Below are 19,230 nucleotides of genomic sequence, written 5' to 3' on the forward strand. Positions count from 1 at the left end.
GCCATGAGCGCCGCCGAGCTGCCCGACACCGCCGTCAAGTCCCCCCCCGACTGGCGGGAGTTCGCCCGCACGGGCGAGTGGCGGCGGGCGCTGGCGGCGGCGCGGCTCTCGGGGCAGGCCGAGGTCGCGGCCATGCTGGAGGCGGTCTGCGGGGTGCAGGAGCACGTGCGGGCACGGCGGCTGGGGCTGGCGCGGCGGGCCTTGGGCGGGCTGAAGACCCGGCTGGAGGACAGCGACTCGCCGGGAGAAGCGGCCCGGCTGCGCGGACTGGTGGACGTGGAGGGGCTGGAGGCCGCACTGGGGGCGCTGGAAGCGCAGCGGCAGGGGCGCGAGGCGGAGACGGACCCGGCGGCCCTCGCCGCGCAGCTCGCCCCGGCGCTGACGCACCCGCTGACGCGCTCGGAGGGACTGAACGCGCTGGGGGTGCTGCATGCCCTGCGCGGCGAGGGCGCGGAGGCCCGCGAGCAGTTCGGCGCGGCCCTCGCGCACGACGCGGGCCACTACCGGGCGGGGACGAACCTGGGCAACCTCGACCTGGAGGAGGGGCGGCTGGCCGAGGCCGAGGCCCGTTACCGCGAGGTCATCGGGACGCAGCCCGACTACGACGGGGCGCACCACAACCTGGGGGTGGCGCTGCGGCGGCAGGGGCGGCTCGCGGAGTCGGTGGCGTCCATTCGGCGGGCGCAGCGCCTGAGCCTGAAGGGGTCGCAGCGCGAGAGCCGCGAGGAAGCGCGGGCCGGGCTGGGGCGGCTGGGGGGCGGGGCCGCAGGCGCGGGGGGGCTGCGCTGGGGCCTGCTGGGAGGCGGGGCGCTGCTGCTGTTCGGGCTGCTGCGCGGCTTCGGGGGATGAGCGAGCTGGTGTTCCTGCCCGCCGGGGTCGCGGCGCTGGACGCCCGGCTGGAGGCGGCGGGGCTGCTCGACCCCGCGATGGAGGAGGTGGGGCGGTCGGTCGCGGGGGTGGTGGGGGACCTCGCCGGGGGTGGGCCGGTCCTGCTGCTCGCCGGGAGCGGGGCGAATGGCGGGGACGCGCTGGTGGCCGCGCGGTATCTGGCGGGGTGGGGGACGGAGGTGCGGGTGCTCGCCGCCCCGTCCCGGCACGCCCTGACGCGGCTGAACCGGGAGCGACTCGCGGCCTTTGGGGTGGAGGTGGGAGCGCTGACGCCTGACGCCGTGACGCAGGAGGTGCAGGGCGCGGCGGTCGTGGTGGACGGGCTGCTGGGAACCGGATTTCAGCCGCCGCTGCGGGCGGAGCTGGCGGCAGTCGTGGAAGCGATCAACGCGGCGCGGGGGAGGGAGACGCAGGTGCTCGCCATCGACTTGCCCTCGGGGCTGGACGCGACCTCGGCGCTGCCGCCCGGCGAGAGCGTGTGGGCGGACGTGACGGTCGCGCCGGTCGGCCTCAAGCCCGCGCTGCTGTTCGGGGAGGCGGCGGCGCGGGCGGGTGAGGTGCGAATCGCCCCGCTCGCGTTGCCGCCGGGCTGGGCGGCGGGCGAGGCGCTGGCGACCCGGCCGGACGACGCGGCGGTGGCGGCCCTGCTCCCGGTGCGGCGGGCGGACGCGCACAAGGGCACGGCCGGGGACGTGTGGATCGTGGGCGGCGCTCCGGGGATGGTGGGGGCCGCCGCGCTCGCGGGGCTGGGGGCGCTGCGGGCGGGGGCGGGGCGGGTGACGGTGCATTCGGGAGCCGAGGTGCCGCTCGTCACGCCGGAGCTGATGGTGCGGCGGCATGGCGACCCCGGCGGGTGGCTGGCGGATACCGGGGAGCGGCCGGATGCCGTGGCCGTGGGCATGGGGCTGGGGCCGGGGGCGGCGGGGTTGGCGCGGACGGTGCTGGGATGGGGCCTGCCCACCGTGCTCGACGCGGACGCGCTTCAGCCCGAGCTGGCCGGGGCGGGGCATGACCGCTGCGTCTGGACCCCCCACCCCGGCGAGGCGGCGCGGCTGCTGGGGGTGGGCACGGGCCAGATCACGCGCGATCCGTTGACGGCCGCGCGGACCCTCCAAGAACGCTTCGGCGGCGTGGTCGTGCTCAAGGGCGGCCCCAGCGTGATCGCCCACCCTGGCGGCCTGTGGGTGGGCCGGGGCGGGCATCCCGGCATGGCGAGCGCGGGCATGGGGGACACGCTCGCCGGGGTGATCGCGGCGTTGTTGGGGCAGGGCTTGGCCGCTCCCGACGCCGCGCTCGCCGGGGTGCGGCTGCATGCCCGCGCGGGCGAGCGGGCGGGAGCACGGCACGGGTATGGGCTGACTGCCACGGACGTGTCCGCCCAATTGGGGGGGGCGTGGCTGGACCTGACGGCTGGGGCGGGCGCCCGGTGTTAACCTGAGCCTCACACATGCAGGGACTTCTCTCCGACCTGCCCCTGTTGGGGATTCTGGAACTGGTGCACACCACCCGGCAGACCGGCGTGCTGGACGTGAAGACCGAGGTGCCTTTCACGGTGGCCTTTGCGGGCGGCGAGATCGTGGGGGGCGGCATCCTCGACTGGCTGGGCACCGACGCGATTCAGGCGGCGCCGCTGCTGCCGGGTGAGGGCAGTTTCGAGTTCGCCCCGCGGGCGGTGGAGGGGGCGGTGCTGGGACCCTACGAGCACTTCACGACCGACTGGGCGCGGGCCTCGGACGAGTGGGCGCAGCTTTGCGGGGTGATCGGCAGCCCCAGCCGGGTGTTCCGGGGCGAGCGGCCCCTCTTTGACGGAGGGGAGGGCGCGAGCGTGCGGACGGTCGCCCGGCAGACCGGACGGCCCCTCTTCGATGTGGCGCAGGAGGCTGCCGCCGCCGTGGAAGCGGGGCAGCTCTCCCCCACCGGGCGATTTGCGTGGTTCAGCCTGCGGCTGCTGGCGGGGACCCGGCGCATCGGCACCTCGGCGATCGCGGACGCGCTCGACGGCGAGCGCACCCTAGGCGACCTGACCGACCTGGGGCACTCGGTGAACGACCTGCGGGCCTACCTGTTGGCCGAGGTGCGGGCGGGCCTGCGCTTTCCGGGCAGCGGCTGGGTGCTCCGCGACCTGATCTGGGAAGGGCAGCATCTGGGAGAGGGGCGGCCGAGCGACAACTGAGACAGTTGCCGACATGCCCCCTTCTCCCCGGAGGGCCTGGTTCGGGAGCTGGGGACGTGAGTGCACGTCTGTCAGTCCACGGCCGCCCGACAGCGGGGGCAAACTGGGCTTCGCCACCCCCGCCGACCGGCCCCTTCTGGCGACGGCCGAGGGCCGGGGAGCCACGTCGCTCAAGGGGCGCTCAAGGCACCCGGCCTACCCCGGCGCCTACGCTGGCGCGATGACCCCACGTGACCTGCTCACTCCGGAACGCCTGCGCGGCGTTCTCCTTGACGTGGACGGCACCCTGGCCGACTCCAACCTCGCCCACGCCCGCGCGTGGTCGGCGGCGTTGCGGGGCGAGGGCTTCGAGAAGACCCCCGAGGACATCTTCCCCCTGATCGGCATGGGCGGCGACAAGCTGGTCCCTGAGCTGACCGGGCTGGACGCCGAGAGCGAACGGGGGCAGCGCCTGACGGACGGCTGGGTCCGGCATTTTCGGGAGCTGATACCCGACCTGCGCCCCACCCCCGGCGCCCGCGCCCTGATCGAGGGCTTGCGGGCACGCGGCCTGCGGGTGGCCCTGGCGACGAGCGGCGAGGCCGAGATCGTGGACGCACTGCTGCGGCAGATCGGCCTGGACGACCTGGAACTGGAGCGCGTCAGCAGCAGCGACGTGGAGAACAGCAAGCCCGACCCGGACCTCGTCCAGGCCGGGCTGCACACCCTGGGCCTGCCCGCCGGGGCCGCGCTGATGGTGGGCGATACCCCCTATGACGCCGAGGCCGCCCGCAAGGCCGGGGTGCCCTGCGTGCTGCTGCGCTGCGGCGGGCATCCGGGGGTGGAGGGGCATGACTCCCTCTACGACGATCCGCAGGCGCTGCTGGCGGCGCTGGACAAGGCTTTCCCGGTGGAGTGAAGACGGTACGGGGAGGGGGCCAAGGCGTCTGTGCCCTGGCCCCCTCCCACTGTTCGGTTATTCCCCGCTCTCGGGCAGGGCGAAAGCTTGCAGCGGCACCGTCACCTCGCGCTGCTGGCCGCCGCGCTCCACGGTCAGGCGCAGGGTGTTCCCGATCTGCTTGCCGATCACCGCGCGGGGCAGGTCGGCGGCGTCCTCCAGCGGCTGGCCGTCCACAGCGACAATCACGTCGCCATCCAGCACGGGGTCCCCTCCCTGCACGGCGGAGGCGCTGCTGCCGCGCAGTCCAGCCCGCTCGGCGGGGCTGCCGGGGTAGACCTGAAGGACGACCGCGCCTTGTTCAGGCAGGCCCGCCTGCTCACGCTCCTCGGCGGTAAAGCTCGCCACGTCCCGGAAGCCGAGGCCCAGGGTGGGCGTCTGGACCTCGCCGCCGCGCTGGAGCTGCGGGAGAAGGCGGCGCACGGTGTCCACCGGGACCGCGAAGCCCACGCCCGCGCTCTGGCCGATGCCCCCGGTCAGAATCTGGGTGTTCACCCCGATGACCTGACCCGCCGAGTCCAGCAGCGGCCCGCCCGAGTTGCCGGGGTTGATCGCCGCGTCGGTCTGGATCACGTTCTGCTCGACCCCCTTGGCGCCCACCGGCACGGTGCGCTCCAGGCTGGAGATGATGCCCTCCGAGACGCTGAAGTCCAGCCCGAAGGGGGCACCCAGCGCGATGGCCTTGAGGCCGACCTCCAGCCCCTCCATCTGCCCCAGCGGGATCGGCCGGATGGCCTCGCGCGGCAGGCCCTCGGCGCGGATCAGGGCGAGGTCGAAGTCGGGGGCGCGGCCCACCACCTTCGCCGTGTAGGTCTGATTGCTCCCGTGCAGGCGAATGGTGATCTCGTCGGCGCCCTCCACGACGTGGTTGTTGGTCAGGATGTCGCCCTGCGCGTTCACGAAAAAGCCGCTGCCCGCGCTTTCCTGAGGACCCTGCTGGGGCAGCTCGAAGCCGAAGCGTTCCTGCAAGTCGCGCCGAAGCTGTGCCTGCGGACTGCTGTCGCCGCCCCGGTCGGTGACCTCGATATAGACCACGCCGTCCTGCCGGGCCTTGACGACCTGCACGGTGTTCGTCTCGGACTGGGTGCGGGCGCGGGCGGTATCGGTGGTGCTGGCCGTCCCGGAGGTGACGGGGGCGGACGTGGTGGGCAGGCTGCCCGTGACCTGGGCGCTGGTGCGTTCGGAGAGTTCGAAGCCCACAAAGGTACCCAGCGCGAGGGTCCCGGTCAGGGCCAGCAGGGAAAGGTTCTTCTTCATGGGGCGAGTCTGCCGCCCGGCGGTTACGCGGCGGTTAAAACGTTTCAGAGGGGCTTTAGAGCATTTGACAAAAGAAGATGTCCATCGAGTTGGTCTGGACGCCCCCTCACCTCAAGCTCTCGCAAGGCCCTCCCTGCAAGCCGTTCTGCGAGTCCCACGACGGGAGAGGGTCAGCACAGCACTCATTTCTTCTGTCAAATGCTCTAGAAGGGGAAGAAGGGCAGGTCACCCGCCGTGCGGCCCACAGTGGAATAGACGCTTCCCACAGGGTCCTTGAGATAATGCTGCTTGTCCCAGCCCCGCAACGCGCCTGTTTGACAGACCTCGTCCGGAACCCCGTCCTGCGGTTCACAGACCACGCGGTGTTCCTGGCCGTCCAGCGTGCGGTGGATGCCCGTGGTCAAGCGCCCCACCGGGAAGATGTTGGCGCGGGCGAAGGCCGCTTGCAGGGCGGGGTCCTGCCGGAAAGCGGCGACTGTCAGCCCTTTCGCGACCAGCAGATCGGTCAGCAACGCCAAGCGCTCGGTGTCTCCCGTATTGGGCATGATCACGCTGACGGGTCCGGGCACCGCCCGCAGGGTGGGCAGCATCGCCTCGCAGTAGAGGTCGTCCCGGCCCAGGGCACACAGCCGCACGTACTCGCGGGCGTCCGACGGGGTACGGAGGTCCAGGCCCGCCTCGCACCCGCTCAGCACGAGCGCGAGGGCCAGGCCGCCCAGGGACAACGGGGAACGCATGGCCCAGCCTACACCGACGCCGCGCTCGCCCGGCCCACCACCCGCCCGGAAAAGAGGCACCCTCCCAGGAAGGTCCCCTCCAGCGAGCGGTAGCCGTGCATCCCGCCGCCGCCGAAGCCCGCGACCTCGCCCGCCGCGTACAGGCCGGGGATGGGGTTGCCGCCGGGCCGCAGCACCCGGCCCTGGAGGTCGGTTTCCAGACCGCCCAGCGTCTTACGGGTCAGGATGTTCATGCGGACGGCGATCAAGGGGCCGTGGGCGGGATCGAGGAGGGGAGCGGGCGGCGCCACCCGGATCAGCCGCTCCCCGACAAGCGCCCGCGCCCCCCGCACCAGCGCGAGTTGGGGGTCCTTGCCCGCCCGGTTCACCACCTGCAAGTCCCGCTCGCGCACCTCCCGCTCGACCGTGGCGAGGTCGACGAGGTCCGCTCCCGTCAGGCGGTTCATCCCCGCGACGAGACCGGGCAGGTCGGAGGCCGTCACGAAGTCCTCGCCGTGGTCGAGGAACGCCTGCACGGGGGCCTGCACCGCCCGTCCCACCCGGCCCAGGATGCGCCGCAGGTCACGGTCCGTCAGGTCGGGGTTCTGCTCGGAACCGGAGAGGGCGAACTCCTTTTTGATGATCGCCCGGTTGAGCAGGAACCAGGTGTAGGGGTAGCCCTGGCCCGTGATGTACGACAGCGTGCCCAGCGTGTCCGCGCCGGGGTAGTGGGGGTGCGGCAGCCGCCGCCCGGTCGGGTCCAGCCACAGGCTGCTCGGCCCCGGCAGCACCCGGATACCGTGGTGCGGCCAGACGGGGTTCCAGTTGCGCAGCCCCTCGGTGTAGTGCCACATGCGGTCGGGGTGAATCAGGCTGGCCCCCTGAGCCGCGACCTGGGCCTGCAACTCACCGTCCACATGCTGGGGCACTCCGCTGAGCAGGAAGGCGGGCGGCGGTCCCATCCGCTCAGCGGGCCAGTTGCGCCGCACCCGCGCGAGGTTGCCCCCCAGCCCGCCCGAGGTCACGACGACCGCGCCCGCCCGCAGCACGAAATCGTCCACGACGACGCGGGAACTGGCCTCGCCCCGGCCCACGTCCGACGCCTCCAGCACGTCGCCCTGCACGCCCACGACGGCGCCGCCCTCTTCAATCAGGCCGCGGACTCGGTGGCGGAAGCGCAGGCTGATTCGCCCCGCCGCCGTATGCTCCTGCACCCGCCGCACGAACGGTTCCAGCACGCCCGGCCCGGTGCCCCAGGTGATGTGGAAGCGCGGCACCGAGTTGCCGGGACCGCCTGCCCCCTGAAACCCGCGCTCGGCCCAGCCCACCGCCGGGAAGAAGCGCAGGCCCATGCCGGTGAGCCAGCCGCGCTTCTCGCCCGCCGCGAAGTCCACGTAGGCCTCGGCCCAGGCTCTGGGCCAGTGGTCGTCGGGGCGGTCGAACCCCGCCGTGTTCTGCCAGTCGGTCCAGGCCAGCTCGCGCGAGTCGCGGATGCCCAACCGCCGCTGCTCGGGCGAGTCCACCAGAAAGAGGCCCCCGAAGGACCAGTAGGCCTGCCCGCCGAGGTTCTGCTGGCCCTCCTGGTCGAGCAGCAGCACCCGCCGTCCCGCGTCGGCACTTTCGGCGGCGGCCACCAGCCCGGCGAGGCCCGCGCCCACCACGATCACGTCTGCCTGCGTTTCCTGGGTCACCTTGAACCCTCCTGTGGGCAAAGAGAAGGACACCCGGCACGCGGTGAGGCGGGGCGGGTGTCCAGACGGGGATGAAAGGGCGGAGGGCTTACTTCTTGCGCTTGCCGGGAGCAGCGCCGCGCTTGCCGCCGCCCCCGCCGCCCGTGGTGCGCTCCTTGGCGTCGCGCATGAAGGAACGCAGCTTGGCCTCGAACTGCGGGCTCTGGCGGCCGATGGCGCGGGGACGCGGTACCTCCTCGGGCTCCTCAAGCAGCTCCTTGATGGAAAGGTCGAGTCGGCCCCGCTCGTCGCGGCCCAGCACCTTGACCTCGATCGTCTCGCCCTCGCGGACGTGATCGTGGATGTTGCGGACGAAGGAGTGGGCAATCTGCGAGATGTGGACGAGGCCCGTCTCACCGTTCTCGAACTGGATAAACGCCCCGAAATCGGTCACGCGCGTGACGCGGCCCTCGACGACCGCGCCGGGATCAAGCTGCACCAAGGGTGCCCTCCGAAATCAGCATAGGGCACATTCTATACCACGCCCGCCCCGACATGTGCCGAGTGTGAAGCTCCCCCATCTGTGCGAGTAGAGTGGGCGCCGATGAAGCTTCGCGGCACGCTCGGCGGCATGAACCTCCTTCTCGAACCGGGCGACACCGCCGGGACCGTGGCGCAGGCCCTGGCCCCCCGCGCTGAACTGCTCGCCGCCAATGTCACCCTGGAGGTGGCCGGAGACGCCGACCCCGCCGCCCTGGAAGCTGCGCTCGCCGCGATTCGGGAGGCGGGGGGCACGCCGGGCCGCATCCGGGCACCACGCGTGACCGTGGCCGCCCCCACCGCCGAGGGCGAGGAGGAGGGCAGCGCCCGCACGGTGATCCTGCCCCACGGCGTCCGCGCGGGCTTTCGGGGCGAATACCGGGGCAGCGTGGTCATCCTGGGCGACGTGAATCCAGGCGCCGAGATCGTGGCGGGCGGCGACGTGATCGTGATGGGAGCGCTGCGCGGGGTGGTCCACGCCGGATACGGCGGCAACGCCGACGCCATCGTGTGGGCACGGCCCATCGCCTCGGCCCAGATTCGCATCGGGGACGCCGTGGCCCGCGCTCCGGAAGGCGGCGGCCTGGGCAACATGAAGCGGCTGGAGGGCAACGAGGTCGCCGAACTCGCCCGCTTGCAGGGCGGCACCATCGTGATCGAGGCGCACCGCTAGGCCGGGGCAGACCCGCCGGGGCCTGGGCATGAGCGGAGGCTCTAGGCCCACGCCTCCCGGCGGGACTACCCTGGGCGGCATGACACAGCCTTCCTCCGGCCAGCAGCCCGGCGAACTGAAGTGGTGGCAGCGCGGGATCATCTACCAGATCTACCCCCGGTCCTTTCAGGACGATTCCGGCGACGGGGTGGGCGACCTGCGCGGGATCACCCGGCGGCTGCCACACGTCGCCTCGCTGGGAGTGGAGGCGGTGTGGCTCTCCCCCATCTTCGTGTCGCCCATGCGCGACTTCGGGTACGACGTGGCCGACTACTGCGACATCGACCCGCTGTTCGGCACCCTGGAGGACTTTGACGTGCTGGTGGCCGAAGCGCACCGCCTGGGCCTGAAGGTGATGCTGGACTACGTGCCCAACCACACGTCCAGCGACCATGCGTGGTTTCGGGCAGCGCTGACGGGACGCGGGAGCGCGAAACGGGACTGGTACGTCTGGCGTGACCCGGCCGAGGGCGGCGGCCCCCCCAACAACTGGAAGTCGCACTTCGGCGGCCCGGCGTGGACGCTGGACGAGGTGAGCGGGCAGTACTACCTCCACCAGTTCCTGCCGTCGCAGCCGGACCTCAACTGGGCGAATCCCGACGTGCGGGCCGCGATGCTGGAGGTGCTGCGCTTCTGGATGCGGCGGGGCGTGGACGGCTTCCGGGTGGACGTGCTGAACCTGCTCGCGGAGGACGAGCGCTTTCTGGACGAGCCCCGCAACCCCGAGTGGCGCCCCGGCATGATCGAGTACGCGCAGACGCTGCACATCTACACCAACGACCAGCCCCAGACCCTGCGCTACGTGCGGATGATGCGCGAGGTGCTCGACGAGTTCGAGGACCGCATGATGGTGGGCGAAATTTACCTTCCCACCGAGCGGCTGCTGCGCTACAGCGGCACGCCCCAGGAACCGCTCGCGCACCTGCCCTTCAACTTCCACCTGATCCTGACGCCCTGGGACGCCCGCGAGATTCGCGCCTTCGCGGACGGGTATGACGCCGCCTGCCGGGAGGCGCAGTCCTGGCCCAACTGGGTGCTGGGCAACCACGACCAGCACCGCTTCAAGACGCGGGTGGGGGCGGCGCAGTACCGGGTCGCCCAGACGCTGCTGCTGACCCTGCGCGGCACGCCGACCGTCTACTACGGCGACGAGATCGGCATGGAGAACGTCCCCGTCCCCTTCGAGCAGATGGTGGACCCGGCGGGCCTCCAGCAGCCGGACGTGCCCAGCGCCAGCCGCGACCCCGAGCGCACGCCGATGCAGTGGGACGCTTCTGCGAACGCGGGCTTCGCGCCCGAGAGAGTCACCCCCTGGCTGCCGGTCGCCGAGAACTTCCGCGAGGTCAACGTCGCTGCGCAAGAGGCCGATCCCGCGAGCGACCTCCACTATTTCCGGGCGCTGACCCGGCTGCGGAGTGAGCATCCGGCGCTGGTAGGCGGCGAGTACCGCTCGCTGGAGACCGGGCACGCGGACGTCTTCGCCTTCGAGCGCACGCAAGGCGGGGAGCGGCTGGCGGTTCTGCTGAACTTCGGCCCGGAGACGCGGGAACTGGACCTCGGTTCCGGCGAGACGCTGCTGAGCAGCCTGGGCGACAGGCCGCAAGTGGGAGCAGAGCTGCGGCCCAACGAGGCGCGGGTGGTGCGGCTGGCCTGAGCGCTGACCAGCCCCTACCGTCACACCCTCTCCCCCAGCCCAGGTCCGGTTTATGCTCCGGGCATGGGCTTCTTGATTCGGCTGCTGGTCAATGCGCTGGCGCTCTACCTCGTGACGCGGGTGTACGGCGGGGTCAGCTTCGCGCCGGGGGCGGACGCCGTGAGCATCATCCTGGCCGCGCTGGTGCTGGGCATCGTGAACGCGCTGATCCGCCCGGTGCTGCTGCTGCTCAGCCTGCCCGTCAACGTGCTGACGCTGGGCCTCTTTACCCTGGTCGTGAACGGCGTGGTGCTGTGGCTGGTGGCGAGCGTGACGGCGCTGAACGTGGCGGGGTTCGGAGCCGCCATCGTGGGGGCGCTGATCCTGACGCTGATCTCCTGGGTGCTGGACGCCCTCGTCAACGCGTTGGGCCTGGACGGGGGCCGCGATTGACCCCCACGCTGCTGCGCGACCCCGCCGAGGTCCGGTCAGCGCTGGCCGGGCGGGGCCGGGTGGGCTTCGTCCCCACGATGGGCTACCTGCACGATGGCCACGCCGAACTCATCCGCCGCGCCCGCGCCGAGTGCGACGTGGTGGCGGTCAGCGTATTCGTGAACCCCACCCAGTTCGGCCCGAACGAGGACCTCTCGCGCTATCCCCGCGACCTGGAACGCGATCTCGCGCTGGCGGGCGGGGCGGGGGCCGACGTGCTCTTTCACCCGGAGGCGGAGGCGATGTACCCCCCCGGCCACGCGACCACCGTGCGGGTGGAGGGCGTGTCCGGACCGCTGGAGGGCGAGTCGCGCCCCGGTCACTTCGACGGGGTGGCGACGGTGGTGCTCAAGCTGCTGAACCTCGTGGGGCCAGACCGGGCTTACTTCGGGGAAAAGGACTGGCAGCAGCTCGCCGTGGTGCGGCGGATGGTGCGCGACCTGTCGGTGCCCGTGGAGATCGTCGGCGTGCCCACGGTGCGCGAGGCGTCGGGGCTGGCTTTGAGCAGCCGCAACAGCTACCTCACGCCGGAGGAGCGGGAGCGGGCCAGCGTGCTCTCGCGGGCGCTGCGGGCGGTGCAATCGGCGGCAGCCTCGGGCGAGCGGGACACGGCAGCCTTACGGCGGGCGGGACTGGCGGTGCTGGCGGAGGAACCGGACCTCGCGCTCGATTACCTCGCGGTGGTCGACGGTGACATGCGCGAAAGACCCGCCGTGGAGAATGACCCCATGACCCGCGTGCTCGTGGCTGCCCGGCTGTTCGGCGTCCGGCTGATCGACAACATGGCCCTCTTCCCCGAGCCGGAGGCGACGCCCACGTGCTGACCCTCGACGAGTTGCTGCGCGAGATGGTCTCCCGCCGGGCGTCGGACGTGCACCTTCAGGTCGGCAGTCCCCCGGTCGGAAGGCTGAACGGGGGGCTGATGCCTTTCGGCGATGCGGTGCTGATGCCCGCCGACACCTCGGCCCTCGCGCAGGCGATCCTCTCGCCGGACCAGTGGGAGGACGTGGGCTACGGGCAGGAGATCGACCTCGCCTACAGCGTGCCGGGGCTGGGGAGATTTCGCTGCAACGTCTTCAAGCAGCGCGGAGTGGTGGGCATCGTGATGCGGACGGTGAACGAAACCATTCCCAGTTTCGACACGCTGGGCCTGCCCGCCGACGTGCTGCGCTCGCTGGCCGACGCGCCGCGCGGCCTCGTCCTCGTGACCGGGCCGACCGGCAGCGGCAAGAGCACCACCCTCGCCGCGCTGATCGACCACATCAACCGCACGCACGCCCGGCACATCATCACCATCGAGGACCCCATCGAATACCTGCACCGCCACGGCAAGAGCCTCGTGGTGCAGCGCGAGATCGGCCCCGACACCCGCGACTTCCGCACCGCGCTGAAGTACGCCCTGCGGCAGGACCCCGACGTGATCATGATCGGCGAGATGCGCGACAAGGACACCGTGGAAGCGGCGCTCTCGGCCGCGCAGACCGGGCACCTCGTGCTCTCCACCCTGCACACCCAGGACGCCATCCGCAGCGTGAACCGCATCATCGACTTTTTCGCCCCCCACGAACGCGACCAGGTGCGGGTGCAGCTCGCGGAGTCGCTCGTCGGCATCGTGAGCCAACGCCTCCTCGCACGGGCTGACGGGGCGGGCCGGGTGCTGGGGACCGAAATCCTGCTCAACACGCCGCTGATTCAGGACTACATCAAGGACGAGGACAAGACCCCGCTGATCAAGAGCGCCCTGATGGAAGACAACATCCGGGGCATGCAGACCTTCGACCAGCACCTCGTGCAGCTCTACCAGCACGGCCTGATCCACATGGACGAGGCGCTCGCGGCGGCGACCAGCCCGCACGAGGTCCGGCTGATGGTGACGCGGGCGGGGGCAGGGTTCTGAGCGGGACAGAGGACATCGGGGCTGAACGTCGGCGCAAGCAGATTTCATGCCGACAGCCGCCACAATGAGGATGCAAGAATTGTTTTGAACTGGGTTCAGCAACCTCTGGCTCCGGCTTCTAAGCTGTGCTTATCCACAGCAACCCAGCTTCACTGCGTGTGCGCCTTTCAGACACAGTCGGCTTATTCCTACTTCTCAGGAGGGAAGATATGAAGAAGGCTGCTCTTTCACTGTTCGCCGCTGCCCTCCTGTTCCCTTCCAACGCCGACGCCCAGGCCCGAACATGGACGACAAGGGATACCTCGTGCTTCCTCTTCTGCATCACCACGGTGCGCGTCTGGAGCGATGATGGGTCTGGCACCGTGAGCGGAATCAGACTTGTCTCTTCGCGCACGTTCTTCTCCTGGGAACGCCCGGATTAAACGGCCAGGCGTCCCCTGCCCGGTCCGCGCCGACCCAGGGCGGGGGCATTTGTTGACGCGCCATGCACATTTCTCGGCGAGCCGAAGTTTTGGCCGTCCGAAGGAGAGCGGGTGATCCGGACGGCGCCTCCGCCTTGGCCGGGTGAGGCAGTCTGACAAATTCTTCCCTCCAGTCTTCAGGGGAGTGGGGGCGCACCGCGGTCATGCGTTCCGCCCCAGGAAGGCTTTTCCTGAGGGAGACTCGCCGTGTTGCTCGCCTGGGTTGGGTGAGGAGGGTTGGTCCCCTGCGCTGCCGTGTGGCCCACTCCCTTGACCCGTCCCGCGCCCCACACCCCCACCGCTTTTCCTATACTGGGCCGCTATGACCAGAGAACGCATCTCCATGACCCAGCGCGGCTACGACAAGCTGCGCGAGACGCTGGAATTCCTGAAGACCACCCGGCGCGAGCAGATCAGCGAGTACATGGGGTCGGCCATCGCGGACGGCGACCTGCGCGAGAGTGCCGCCTACGACGAGGCCCGCATGCAGCAGAGCGAGAACGAGTCCCGCATCCTCGAAATCGAGGACCAACTCGAACGCGCCCTGATCGTGGCCGAGGACTCCTCCGGCGGCATCGGCCTCGGCGCCCGCGTGCGGGTGCGCGACGAGAAGGGCCAGGAGCGGCAGTTTGAACTTGTCGGCACCTACGAGGTCGACGTCTTGAAGGGCAAGATCAGCGACGCCAGCCCGATCGGTCAGGCGCTGCTGGGCCGGCGCGAGGGGGACGTGGTGCCCGTGCCGCTGCCCAAGGGCACGGCCAAGTTCGAGGTGCTGGAAGTCACGTACAGCTGAGCGGCGAGGGTTCGGGGCGGGAGCGGCGCGTCGGCTCCCGCCCCCTGCTGCCGCCGCGACCGGTACGAATGGGTACAATGCGGCCCGCAAGGCTGGAATCACTTCCAGCCCGTTTCCACCCCTGACCCCTGGAGGCTCCATCCATGACTCTTCAACGTTCCAGCGGCGTGCTGCTGCACCCCACCAGCCTGCCCGGTCCCCACGGCATCGGCGAACTGGGCGTACAGGCCCGCGCCTTTATCGACTGGCTCGCGGCGGCCGGGCAGCGGTCCTGGCAGGTGCTCCCCCTGGGTCCCACCGGCTACGGCGACAGCCCGTATCAGGCGTTCAGCGCCTTTGCGGGCAATCCGTACCTCGTGGACCTCGCCACCCTGCGGGAAGAAGGCCTGTTCACCGAGGCCGACTTCGCTGACCAGCCCAGTTTCGACCCCGGCCGGGTGGACTTCGGCCTCCAGTACGTGTGGCGCAACCGGATGCTGGACCGCGCCCACGCCCGGTTCGCGGCCGGGGAAGTGCCAGGACTGCGGGCCGAGTTCGACTCCTTCCGGCGGGAGGAGGCGGGCTGGCTGGACGATTACGCCCTCTTCATGGCGCTGAAGGCCGAGCACGGCGGCGCCGCCTGGAACGCGTGGGCACCCGAGCTGCGCGACCGCGAGGCCGGGGCGCTGGCGGCGGCCCGCGAGCGGCTGGCCGCCGAGGCCGAGCGGGTGGCCTTCGGGCAGTTCCTGTTTTTCCGGCAGTGGGGGGCACTGCGCGAGTACGCCCGCGCGAGGGACGTGCAGATCATCGGGGACATCCCGATTTTCGTGGCGCTCGATTCCAGCGACGTGTGGGCCGAGCGCGGCGGCTTCAAGTTCGACGACCGGGGCCAGCCCACGGTGGTCGCGGGCGTGCCGCCGGACTACTTCTCGGAGACGGGGCAACTCTGGGGCAATCCGCTCTACCGCTGGGACGCGATGGCGGAGGGCGGCTACGCGTGGTGGATTCGCCGCTTTCAGGGCAGCCTCAAGCTCTACGACCTGATTCGCATCGACCACTTCCGGGGCTTCGCGGCGTCGTGGGAGATTCCCTTCCCGGCCGAGACGGCAATTCAGGGCGAGTGGGTCCCCGCTCAGGGCCGCGAGATGCTGGAGGCGGTGCGGGGGGCACTGGGCGCTCTGCCCGTGATTGCGGAGGACCTCGGCGTGATCACCCCGGACGTGGAGGCGCTGCGCGACGACCTCGGGCTGCCGGGAATGGCGGTGCTGCAATTCGCCTTCGGGGGCGGGGACTTCTCGGTGAACGACTTCCTGCCGCACAACCTGCGTGAGAATCAGGTCGTCTACACCGGTACCCACGACAACGACACCTCGCGCGGGTGGTGGGCGGCCGCGTCCGAGCAGGAGCGGCACAACTTCCGGGTGTACACCCACTCCGACCCCCGCGAGGACACCTTCGCGTGGCAGCTCGCCGAGCTGGCCTTCGGGAGCCGCGCCAACCTCGCGGTGGTGCCGCTGCAAGACCTGCTCAACCTGGGCACCGAGGCCCGCATGAACCTGCCGGGCACGACCGGACCGCACAACTGGACGTGGCGCTATGCAGAAGGCGACCTGACGCTCGAACTCGCCGCACGGGTGCGCGAGCTGACCGGGCGGACGGGCCGCAGCGGGTAAAGCGGGGAGCGAGGGTAGGGCGCGGGAGCCGAGGGTCACCTCTCCCGCGCCCTATCCTGTCCCCCATGAAGCTCTACACGAAGACGGGCGACGGCGGTTCCACCGGGCTGTACGGCGCCGACCGGGTCAGCAAGGCGCACGTGCGGGTCGAGGCCTACGGCACCGTCGACGAACTCAACTCAGCGGTGGGGCTGGCGCGGGCGCTGGGAGCCGGGCCGCTCGACGCTGACCTGGAATACCTCCAGAACGCGCTCTTTGACCTCGGGGCCGACCTTGCCACCCGCCAGGAGAGTCCCTACGGGAAGAAGCTCAGCCGCATCGACGCGCAGGACGTGGCCCACCTGGAGGCAATGATCGACCGCTATCAGGAGGACGCCCCGCCCTTCACCGGCTTCGTGCATCCGGGGGGCACGCCCGCCGCCGCCGCCCTGCACGTGGCCCGCACGGTGGCCCGCCGCGCCGAGCGCGAGGTGATTCGCTTGGCGCACGAGGAGGAGATAGGCGGGCACGTGCAGGTCTACCTCAACCGCGTTTCCGACCTGCTGTTCGTGATGGCCCGCGCGGCGAATCAATCGGCGGGGGTGGGCGAGCACGCCTGGATGGTGAAGGGGCGGCGGTAGCGGGACGGGGACCGAGGCCTCCCCGCGTCCCGCTGACTGCCCCCTCCCCCTACTTCGTATTCAGGAAGTCCAGAATCGCCCGCGCGATCGCCGACGCGATGCGGTCGCGGTAGGCGTCCTGGGAGAGCTTGGCGCCCTCGACCGGGTTGGAGCCGAAGCCGATCTCGATCAGGATGGCGGGCGTGGTGGGGTTGCGGATGACGTAAAAGGCGTCGGTGAGGACGCCCCGGTTCAGGGCGCCCGTCGCCTTCACCAGATTGGCCTGGACCTTCTGGGCGAGCTGGCGCGAGAAGGCGAGCTTGGCCTGCACGAGGAGGTCCCCGAGCAGGTTCTGGGCGCTGTTGGTGGCCTGCTGGGTAAGCTTCTGACCCACCGACCCGCCGCCGTTTTCCTGAATGGCGAGGCTGCGGCTGCGGCCCGGCATGGGCTGGCCGAAGTAATAGGTCTCGACCCCGTGCGCCGCCGGGTTGGTGGAGGCGTTGACATGGATGCTGATAAAGGCGGCGGCCTTGTCGTTTTGCGCGAGGCGCGAGCGGGCTTCGAGGTCGGTGGCCTTGTCGGGATGAAGGTGGCGGTCGGTCTCGCGGGTCATGATGACTTCCACGCCGTGCTGCTCGAGTTCCCGGCGAACGCGCAGCGCCACGGCGAGGTTGACCTCCTCCTCCTGCACCCAGCGGCTCTGCATGCCGGGGTCGTTGCCGCCGTGCCCGGCGTCGAGCACGACGCGGGGGCGGGTGACCACCTTCGGCGTGGCCGTGCTGGCGGGGCGGGCGACGGCGGCGGACTTGGGCGCCGGGGTGGAGGCGGCCACCGGGGTCCGCAGGGCGTCCACGACGAGCCGCGCGGGCTGGCCTCCCCCGGCGGGCAGCACCTCGACCCGCGCCCCCGAAAAGCCCGCCGTCAGGGTGAGGGTCACCGTGCTCCCGCTGACGCTGTAAGCCCCCAGGCCAGGCACGCTGAGCTTGCCGGACGCGGCGGGCAAACTCAGGCCCAGCTTCACGGTCACGGTCTGGCCCTTCACGGTGCTCGCCGCCGTGGTCACGCGGGGCAGGTCGAAGACGGCGCGGGTGTATCCCTCGTGCGCCCACACGCGGGGCGCCGCCGAGGCGGCCGGAGCAAGCAGCAGCAACGGGAGCAGGGGGATCAGGGGCTTCACTGCCCCCGAGTGTAGCCCCCGTTTCTTTGAGAAAGCATGAAGTTTCCGGCAGGCTGAACCGGGTCTGACGGGGGGGCTCACCGGGCTCAGGGGCAGGCCGCTAGGGTGGGGGCATGAAACGTGTCCTTCTTCCCCTCCTCGCTGCCCTGACGCTGGGCACGGGGGGCGCCGTCACTTTCGGCGGGCTGAACGTGACCCCGCGCGGGGCGCAGAACCTCAACCTCGAAACCGGGGCGACCGAGTTTCCCACGGGCGGCACCGTGACCGACAGCAAGGGCGGCGTGCGCCTGACCGCCGAGCGGCTGCAACTGCACCCCGGCGAGCGCCTCAGCGCCCAGGGAGTCACCCTGACGACCAAGCAGGGCGGCACCCTGCGGGCCGCGACCCTCACCTACGACCTGAAGGGCGGCGTGGTCATGGCGACCGGCTCGGCGAACTACAGCGACGCCCGCATGAAGGGCCTGACCGCCGAGCGGATGGTCCTGAACGTGAAGACCGGCTTCGTGAGCGCCCACGGGGGCGTGCGGGCGCAGAGCCCGCAGCTCAGCGCCTCGGCCCTCGCCTTCGACGGCCGCACCGCGCAAACCGTGCTGGCGGGTCCGGCCCGCCTGAGCGTGAACGGGAACGCCCTGGAGGCGGGCACGGGGGGGCACCTGCTGCTGACCTTCAGCGCCCAGCGGCTGCTGCGGGCGACGGCGAAGCCGGACGCGGGCACACTGAAGCGGTTCGCGCCCTACCTGAAGTAAGGCGGCAGCGGGAAAGCGGCGCCGGGGTCCTCCCCCGGCGCCGCTCTCCCGCCCCACCTTCAGGGGCGCAGGTCGCGGAAGCCCAGCACCTCGCGCACGAAGAGGCGGGCGAGGCGGGGGTCGAACTGACTGCCCGCACCCCGCAGAATCACGCGGGCGGCCTCGCACTCGCACCACGCGGGCTTGTAGGGCCGGGCGCTGATCAGGGCGTCGAACACGTCCGCGATGGCGACGATGCGGGCCGCGAGGGGAATGCGGCGGCAGCGCAGGCCACGGGGGTAGCCGCCCCCGTCCCAGCGTTCGTGGTGGTGGCGCACGGCGGCGACGGCGGCGGCAGGGAGCGGCAGGGGCGTGAGCAGTTCGGCGCCCCACGCCGCGTGGCCCTGCACCAGCGTCCGTTCCTCGCCGGTCAGCGGCCCCGGCTTGTCCAGCACCTCACGCGGCACTCGCACCTTGCCGAGGTCGTGCAGCGCCGCCCCCCAGCGCACCGCGCGGACCTCCTCGGAGGACAGCCCGGCGGCCTCGGCCAGAGAGACCGCCAGCTCCACCACCCGCCGCCCGTGGCCCTGGCCTCCACCCTGTACGGAGGCCAGCAGTTCCACAGCCGTGTCGAGGGCCAGGTCCGAGTGGGCGGACAGGCGGTTTGCCGCCGCCCAGGTTGCCTCAGTGTCCACCCCCAGCTCGGCCAGCCGGGCCAGCACCTCCCCCGCTCCCTGCCGAATGGCCCCGGCCCGCAACCCACAGGGACAGGCGGGCCAGGCCGCAGGAGGGGACGGGGGAGCGAGCGCGAGCATAAGCATGAAGATACGTTAAAACTCCGGGTGTGAGGAAGGGGTGATCGTCCCTTCGGGGAGGAGGGCGCCGGGCCGCGCGTCCACTAAGGTTGG

The 19,230-nt window shown here is 71.4% G+C and carries 20 protein-coding genes; 14 read left to right on the forward strand and 6 right to left on the reverse strand.

Going from position 1 to position 19,230, the window contains the following annotated elements:
• The first annotated feature begins 3 nt into the window (after nt 1–3).
• The 4 genes from L1280_RS03455 to L1280_RS03470 all read left to right on the forward strand — a co-directional run bounded on the left by L1280_RS03455 (nt 4) and on the right by L1280_RS03470 (nt 3,959).
• Nucleotides 4–849 (forward strand): tetratricopeptide repeat protein, encoded by an 846-nt coding sequence (locus L1280_RS03455; protein ID WP_253580681.1) that lies wholly within the window; start codon nt 4–6, stop codon nt 847–849.
• The gene (locus L1280_RS03460) at nt 846–2,321 is read left to right on the forward strand and encodes an NAD(P)H-hydrate dehydratase (RefSeq protein WP_253580682.1); all 1,476 of its coding nucleotides are present in this window, start codon (nt 846–848) and stop codon (nt 2,319–2,321) included. Before L1280_RS03455 ends, L1280_RS03460 begins: the two co-directional genes overlap by 4 nt.
• A 14-nt stretch (nt 2,322–2,335) precedes the next feature.
• The gene (locus L1280_RS03465; protein WP_253580683.1) at nt 2,336–3,061 is read left to right on the forward strand and encodes a DUF4388 domain-containing protein; all 726 of its coding nucleotides are present in this window, start codon (nt 2,336–2,338) and stop codon (nt 3,059–3,061) included.
• Nucleotides 3,062–3,281: 220 nt separating this feature from the next.
• A complete protein-coding gene (locus tag L1280_RS03470; protein ID WP_253580684.1) occupies nt 3,282–3,959 on the forward strand; it encodes an HAD family hydrolase in 678 nt (225 codons plus the stop codon).
• A gap of 57 nt (nt 3,960–4,016) precedes the next feature.
• Here the strand turns inward: L1280_RS03470 and L1280_RS03475 are convergent, their stop codons facing one another.
• The 4 genes from L1280_RS03475 to L1280_RS03490 form a co-directional block, all read right to left on the reverse strand.
• Nucleotides 4,017–5,255 (reverse strand): S1C family serine protease, encoded by a 1,239-nt coding sequence (locus L1280_RS03475; protein ID WP_253580685.1) that lies wholly within the window; start codon nt 5,253–5,255, stop codon nt 4,017–4,019.
• A gap of 203 nt (nt 5,256–5,458) precedes the next feature.
• Nucleotides 5,459–5,992 carry a hypothetical protein gene (locus L1280_RS03480; RefSeq protein WP_253580686.1) on the reverse strand — a complete coding sequence of 178 codons (534 nt, stop codon included), beginning with the start codon at nt 5,990–5,992 and terminating at the stop codon, nt 5,459–5,461.
• Between the two features lie 8 nt (nt 5,993–6,000).
• Nucleotides 6,001–7,662 carry an FAD-binding dehydrogenase gene (locus L1280_RS03485; RefSeq protein WP_253580687.1) on the reverse strand — a complete coding sequence of 554 codons (1,662 nt, stop codon included), beginning with the start codon at nt 7,660–7,662 and terminating at the stop codon, nt 6,001–6,003.
• 88 nt (nt 7,663–7,750) lie between these two features.
• Complete coding sequence (locus L1280_RS03490; protein ID WP_104990524.1) at nt 7,751–8,143, reverse strand: S1 RNA-binding domain-containing protein; 393 nt, start codon at nt 8,141–8,143, stop codon at nt 7,751–7,753.
• Between the two features lie 102 nt (nt 8,144–8,245).
• Between L1280_RS03490 and L1280_RS03495 the strand changes: the two genes are divergently transcribed.
• The 9 genes from L1280_RS03495 to L1280_RS03535 all read left to right on the forward strand — a co-directional run bounded on the left by L1280_RS03495 (nt 8,246) and on the right by L1280_RS03535 (nt 16,441).
• Nucleotides 8,246–8,854, forward strand: coding sequence for a septum site-determining protein MinC (locus tag L1280_RS03495; protein WP_104990523.1), 609 nt, complete (start codon nt 8,246–8,248; stop codon nt 8,852–8,854).
• Between the two features lie 79 nt (nt 8,855–8,933).
• Entirely contained in the window at nt 8,934–10,547 is a 1,614-nt protein-coding gene (locus tag L1280_RS03500) for an alpha-amylase family glycosyl hydrolase (protein WP_253580688.1), read from the forward strand.
• A gap of 63 nt (nt 10,548–10,610) precedes the next feature.
• The gene (locus L1280_RS03505) at nt 10,611–10,979 is read left to right on the forward strand and encodes a phage holin family protein (RefSeq protein ID WP_253580689.1); all 369 of its coding nucleotides are present in this window, start codon (nt 10,611–10,613) and stop codon (nt 10,977–10,979) included.
• 77 nt (nt 10,980–11,056) lie between these two features.
• Nucleotides 11,057–11,842 (forward strand): pantoate--beta-alanine ligase, encoded by a 786-nt coding sequence (panC, locus tag L1280_RS03510; RefSeq protein WP_253581076.1) that lies wholly within the window; start codon nt 11,057–11,059, stop codon nt 11,840–11,842.
• Nucleotides 11,839–12,915, forward strand: coding sequence for a type IV pilus twitching motility protein PilT (locus tag L1280_RS03515; RefSeq protein ID WP_253581077.1), 1,077 nt, complete (start codon nt 11,839–11,841; stop codon nt 12,913–12,915). The genes panC and L1280_RS03515 overlap by 4 nt, the downstream gene beginning before the upstream one ends.
• A 209-nt stretch (nt 12,916–13,124) precedes the next feature.
• Nucleotides 13,125–13,337 carry a hypothetical protein gene (locus L1280_RS03520; protein ID WP_253580690.1) on the forward strand — a complete coding sequence of 71 codons (213 nt, stop codon included), beginning with the start codon at nt 13,125–13,127 and terminating at the stop codon, nt 13,335–13,337.
• A 361-nt stretch (nt 13,338–13,698) separates the two neighbouring features.
• A complete protein-coding gene (gene greA / locus L1280_RS03525) occupies nt 13,699–14,169 on the forward strand; it encodes a transcription elongation factor GreA (RefSeq protein WP_253580691.1) in 471 nt (156 codons plus the stop codon).
• Nucleotides 14,170–14,312: 143 nt separating this feature from the next.
• Nucleotides 14,313–15,821, forward strand: coding sequence for a 4-alpha-glucanotransferase (gene malQ / locus L1280_RS03530; protein WP_253580692.1), 1,509 nt, complete (start codon nt 14,313–14,315; stop codon nt 15,819–15,821).
• 65 nt (nt 15,822–15,886) lie between these two features.
• Nucleotides 15,887–16,441: a cob(I)yrinic acid a,c-diamide adenosyltransferase gene (locus L1280_RS03535; protein WP_253580693.1), complete on the forward strand. Its 555-nt coding sequence runs from the start codon at nt 15,887–15,889 to the stop codon at nt 16,439–16,441.
• A gap of 49 nt (nt 16,442–16,490) precedes the next feature.
• Here the strand turns inward: L1280_RS03535 and L1280_RS03540 are convergent, their stop codons facing one another.
• On the reverse strand, nt 16,491–17,597 hold the full coding sequence (locus L1280_RS03540) for an N-acetylmuramoyl-L-alanine amidase (RefSeq protein WP_253580694.1): 1,107 nt from the start codon (nt 17,595–17,597) through the stop codon (nt 16,491–16,493).
• A gap of 113 nt (nt 17,598–17,710) precedes the next feature.
• Here L1280_RS03540 and L1280_RS03545 point away from each other — a divergent pair, with 113 nt between their 5' ends.
• Nucleotides 17,711–18,343 (forward strand): hypothetical protein, encoded by a 633-nt coding sequence (locus L1280_RS03545; protein ID WP_253580695.1) that lies wholly within the window; start codon nt 17,711–17,713, stop codon nt 18,341–18,343.
• A 59-nt stretch (nt 18,344–18,402) separates the two neighbouring features.
• Here L1280_RS03545 and L1280_RS03550 read toward each other — a convergent pair whose 3' ends face one another.
• Entirely contained in the window at nt 18,403–19,137 is a 735-nt protein-coding gene (locus tag L1280_RS03550; protein ID WP_253580696.1) for an HD-GYP domain-containing protein, read from the reverse strand.
• Nucleotides 19,138–19,230 lie beyond the last annotated feature (93 nt).

Source organism: Deinococcus sp. HSC-46F16, assembly GCF_024171495.1.
Classification (GTDB): Bacteria; Deinococcota; Deinococci; order Deinococcales; family Deinococcaceae; genus Deinococcus.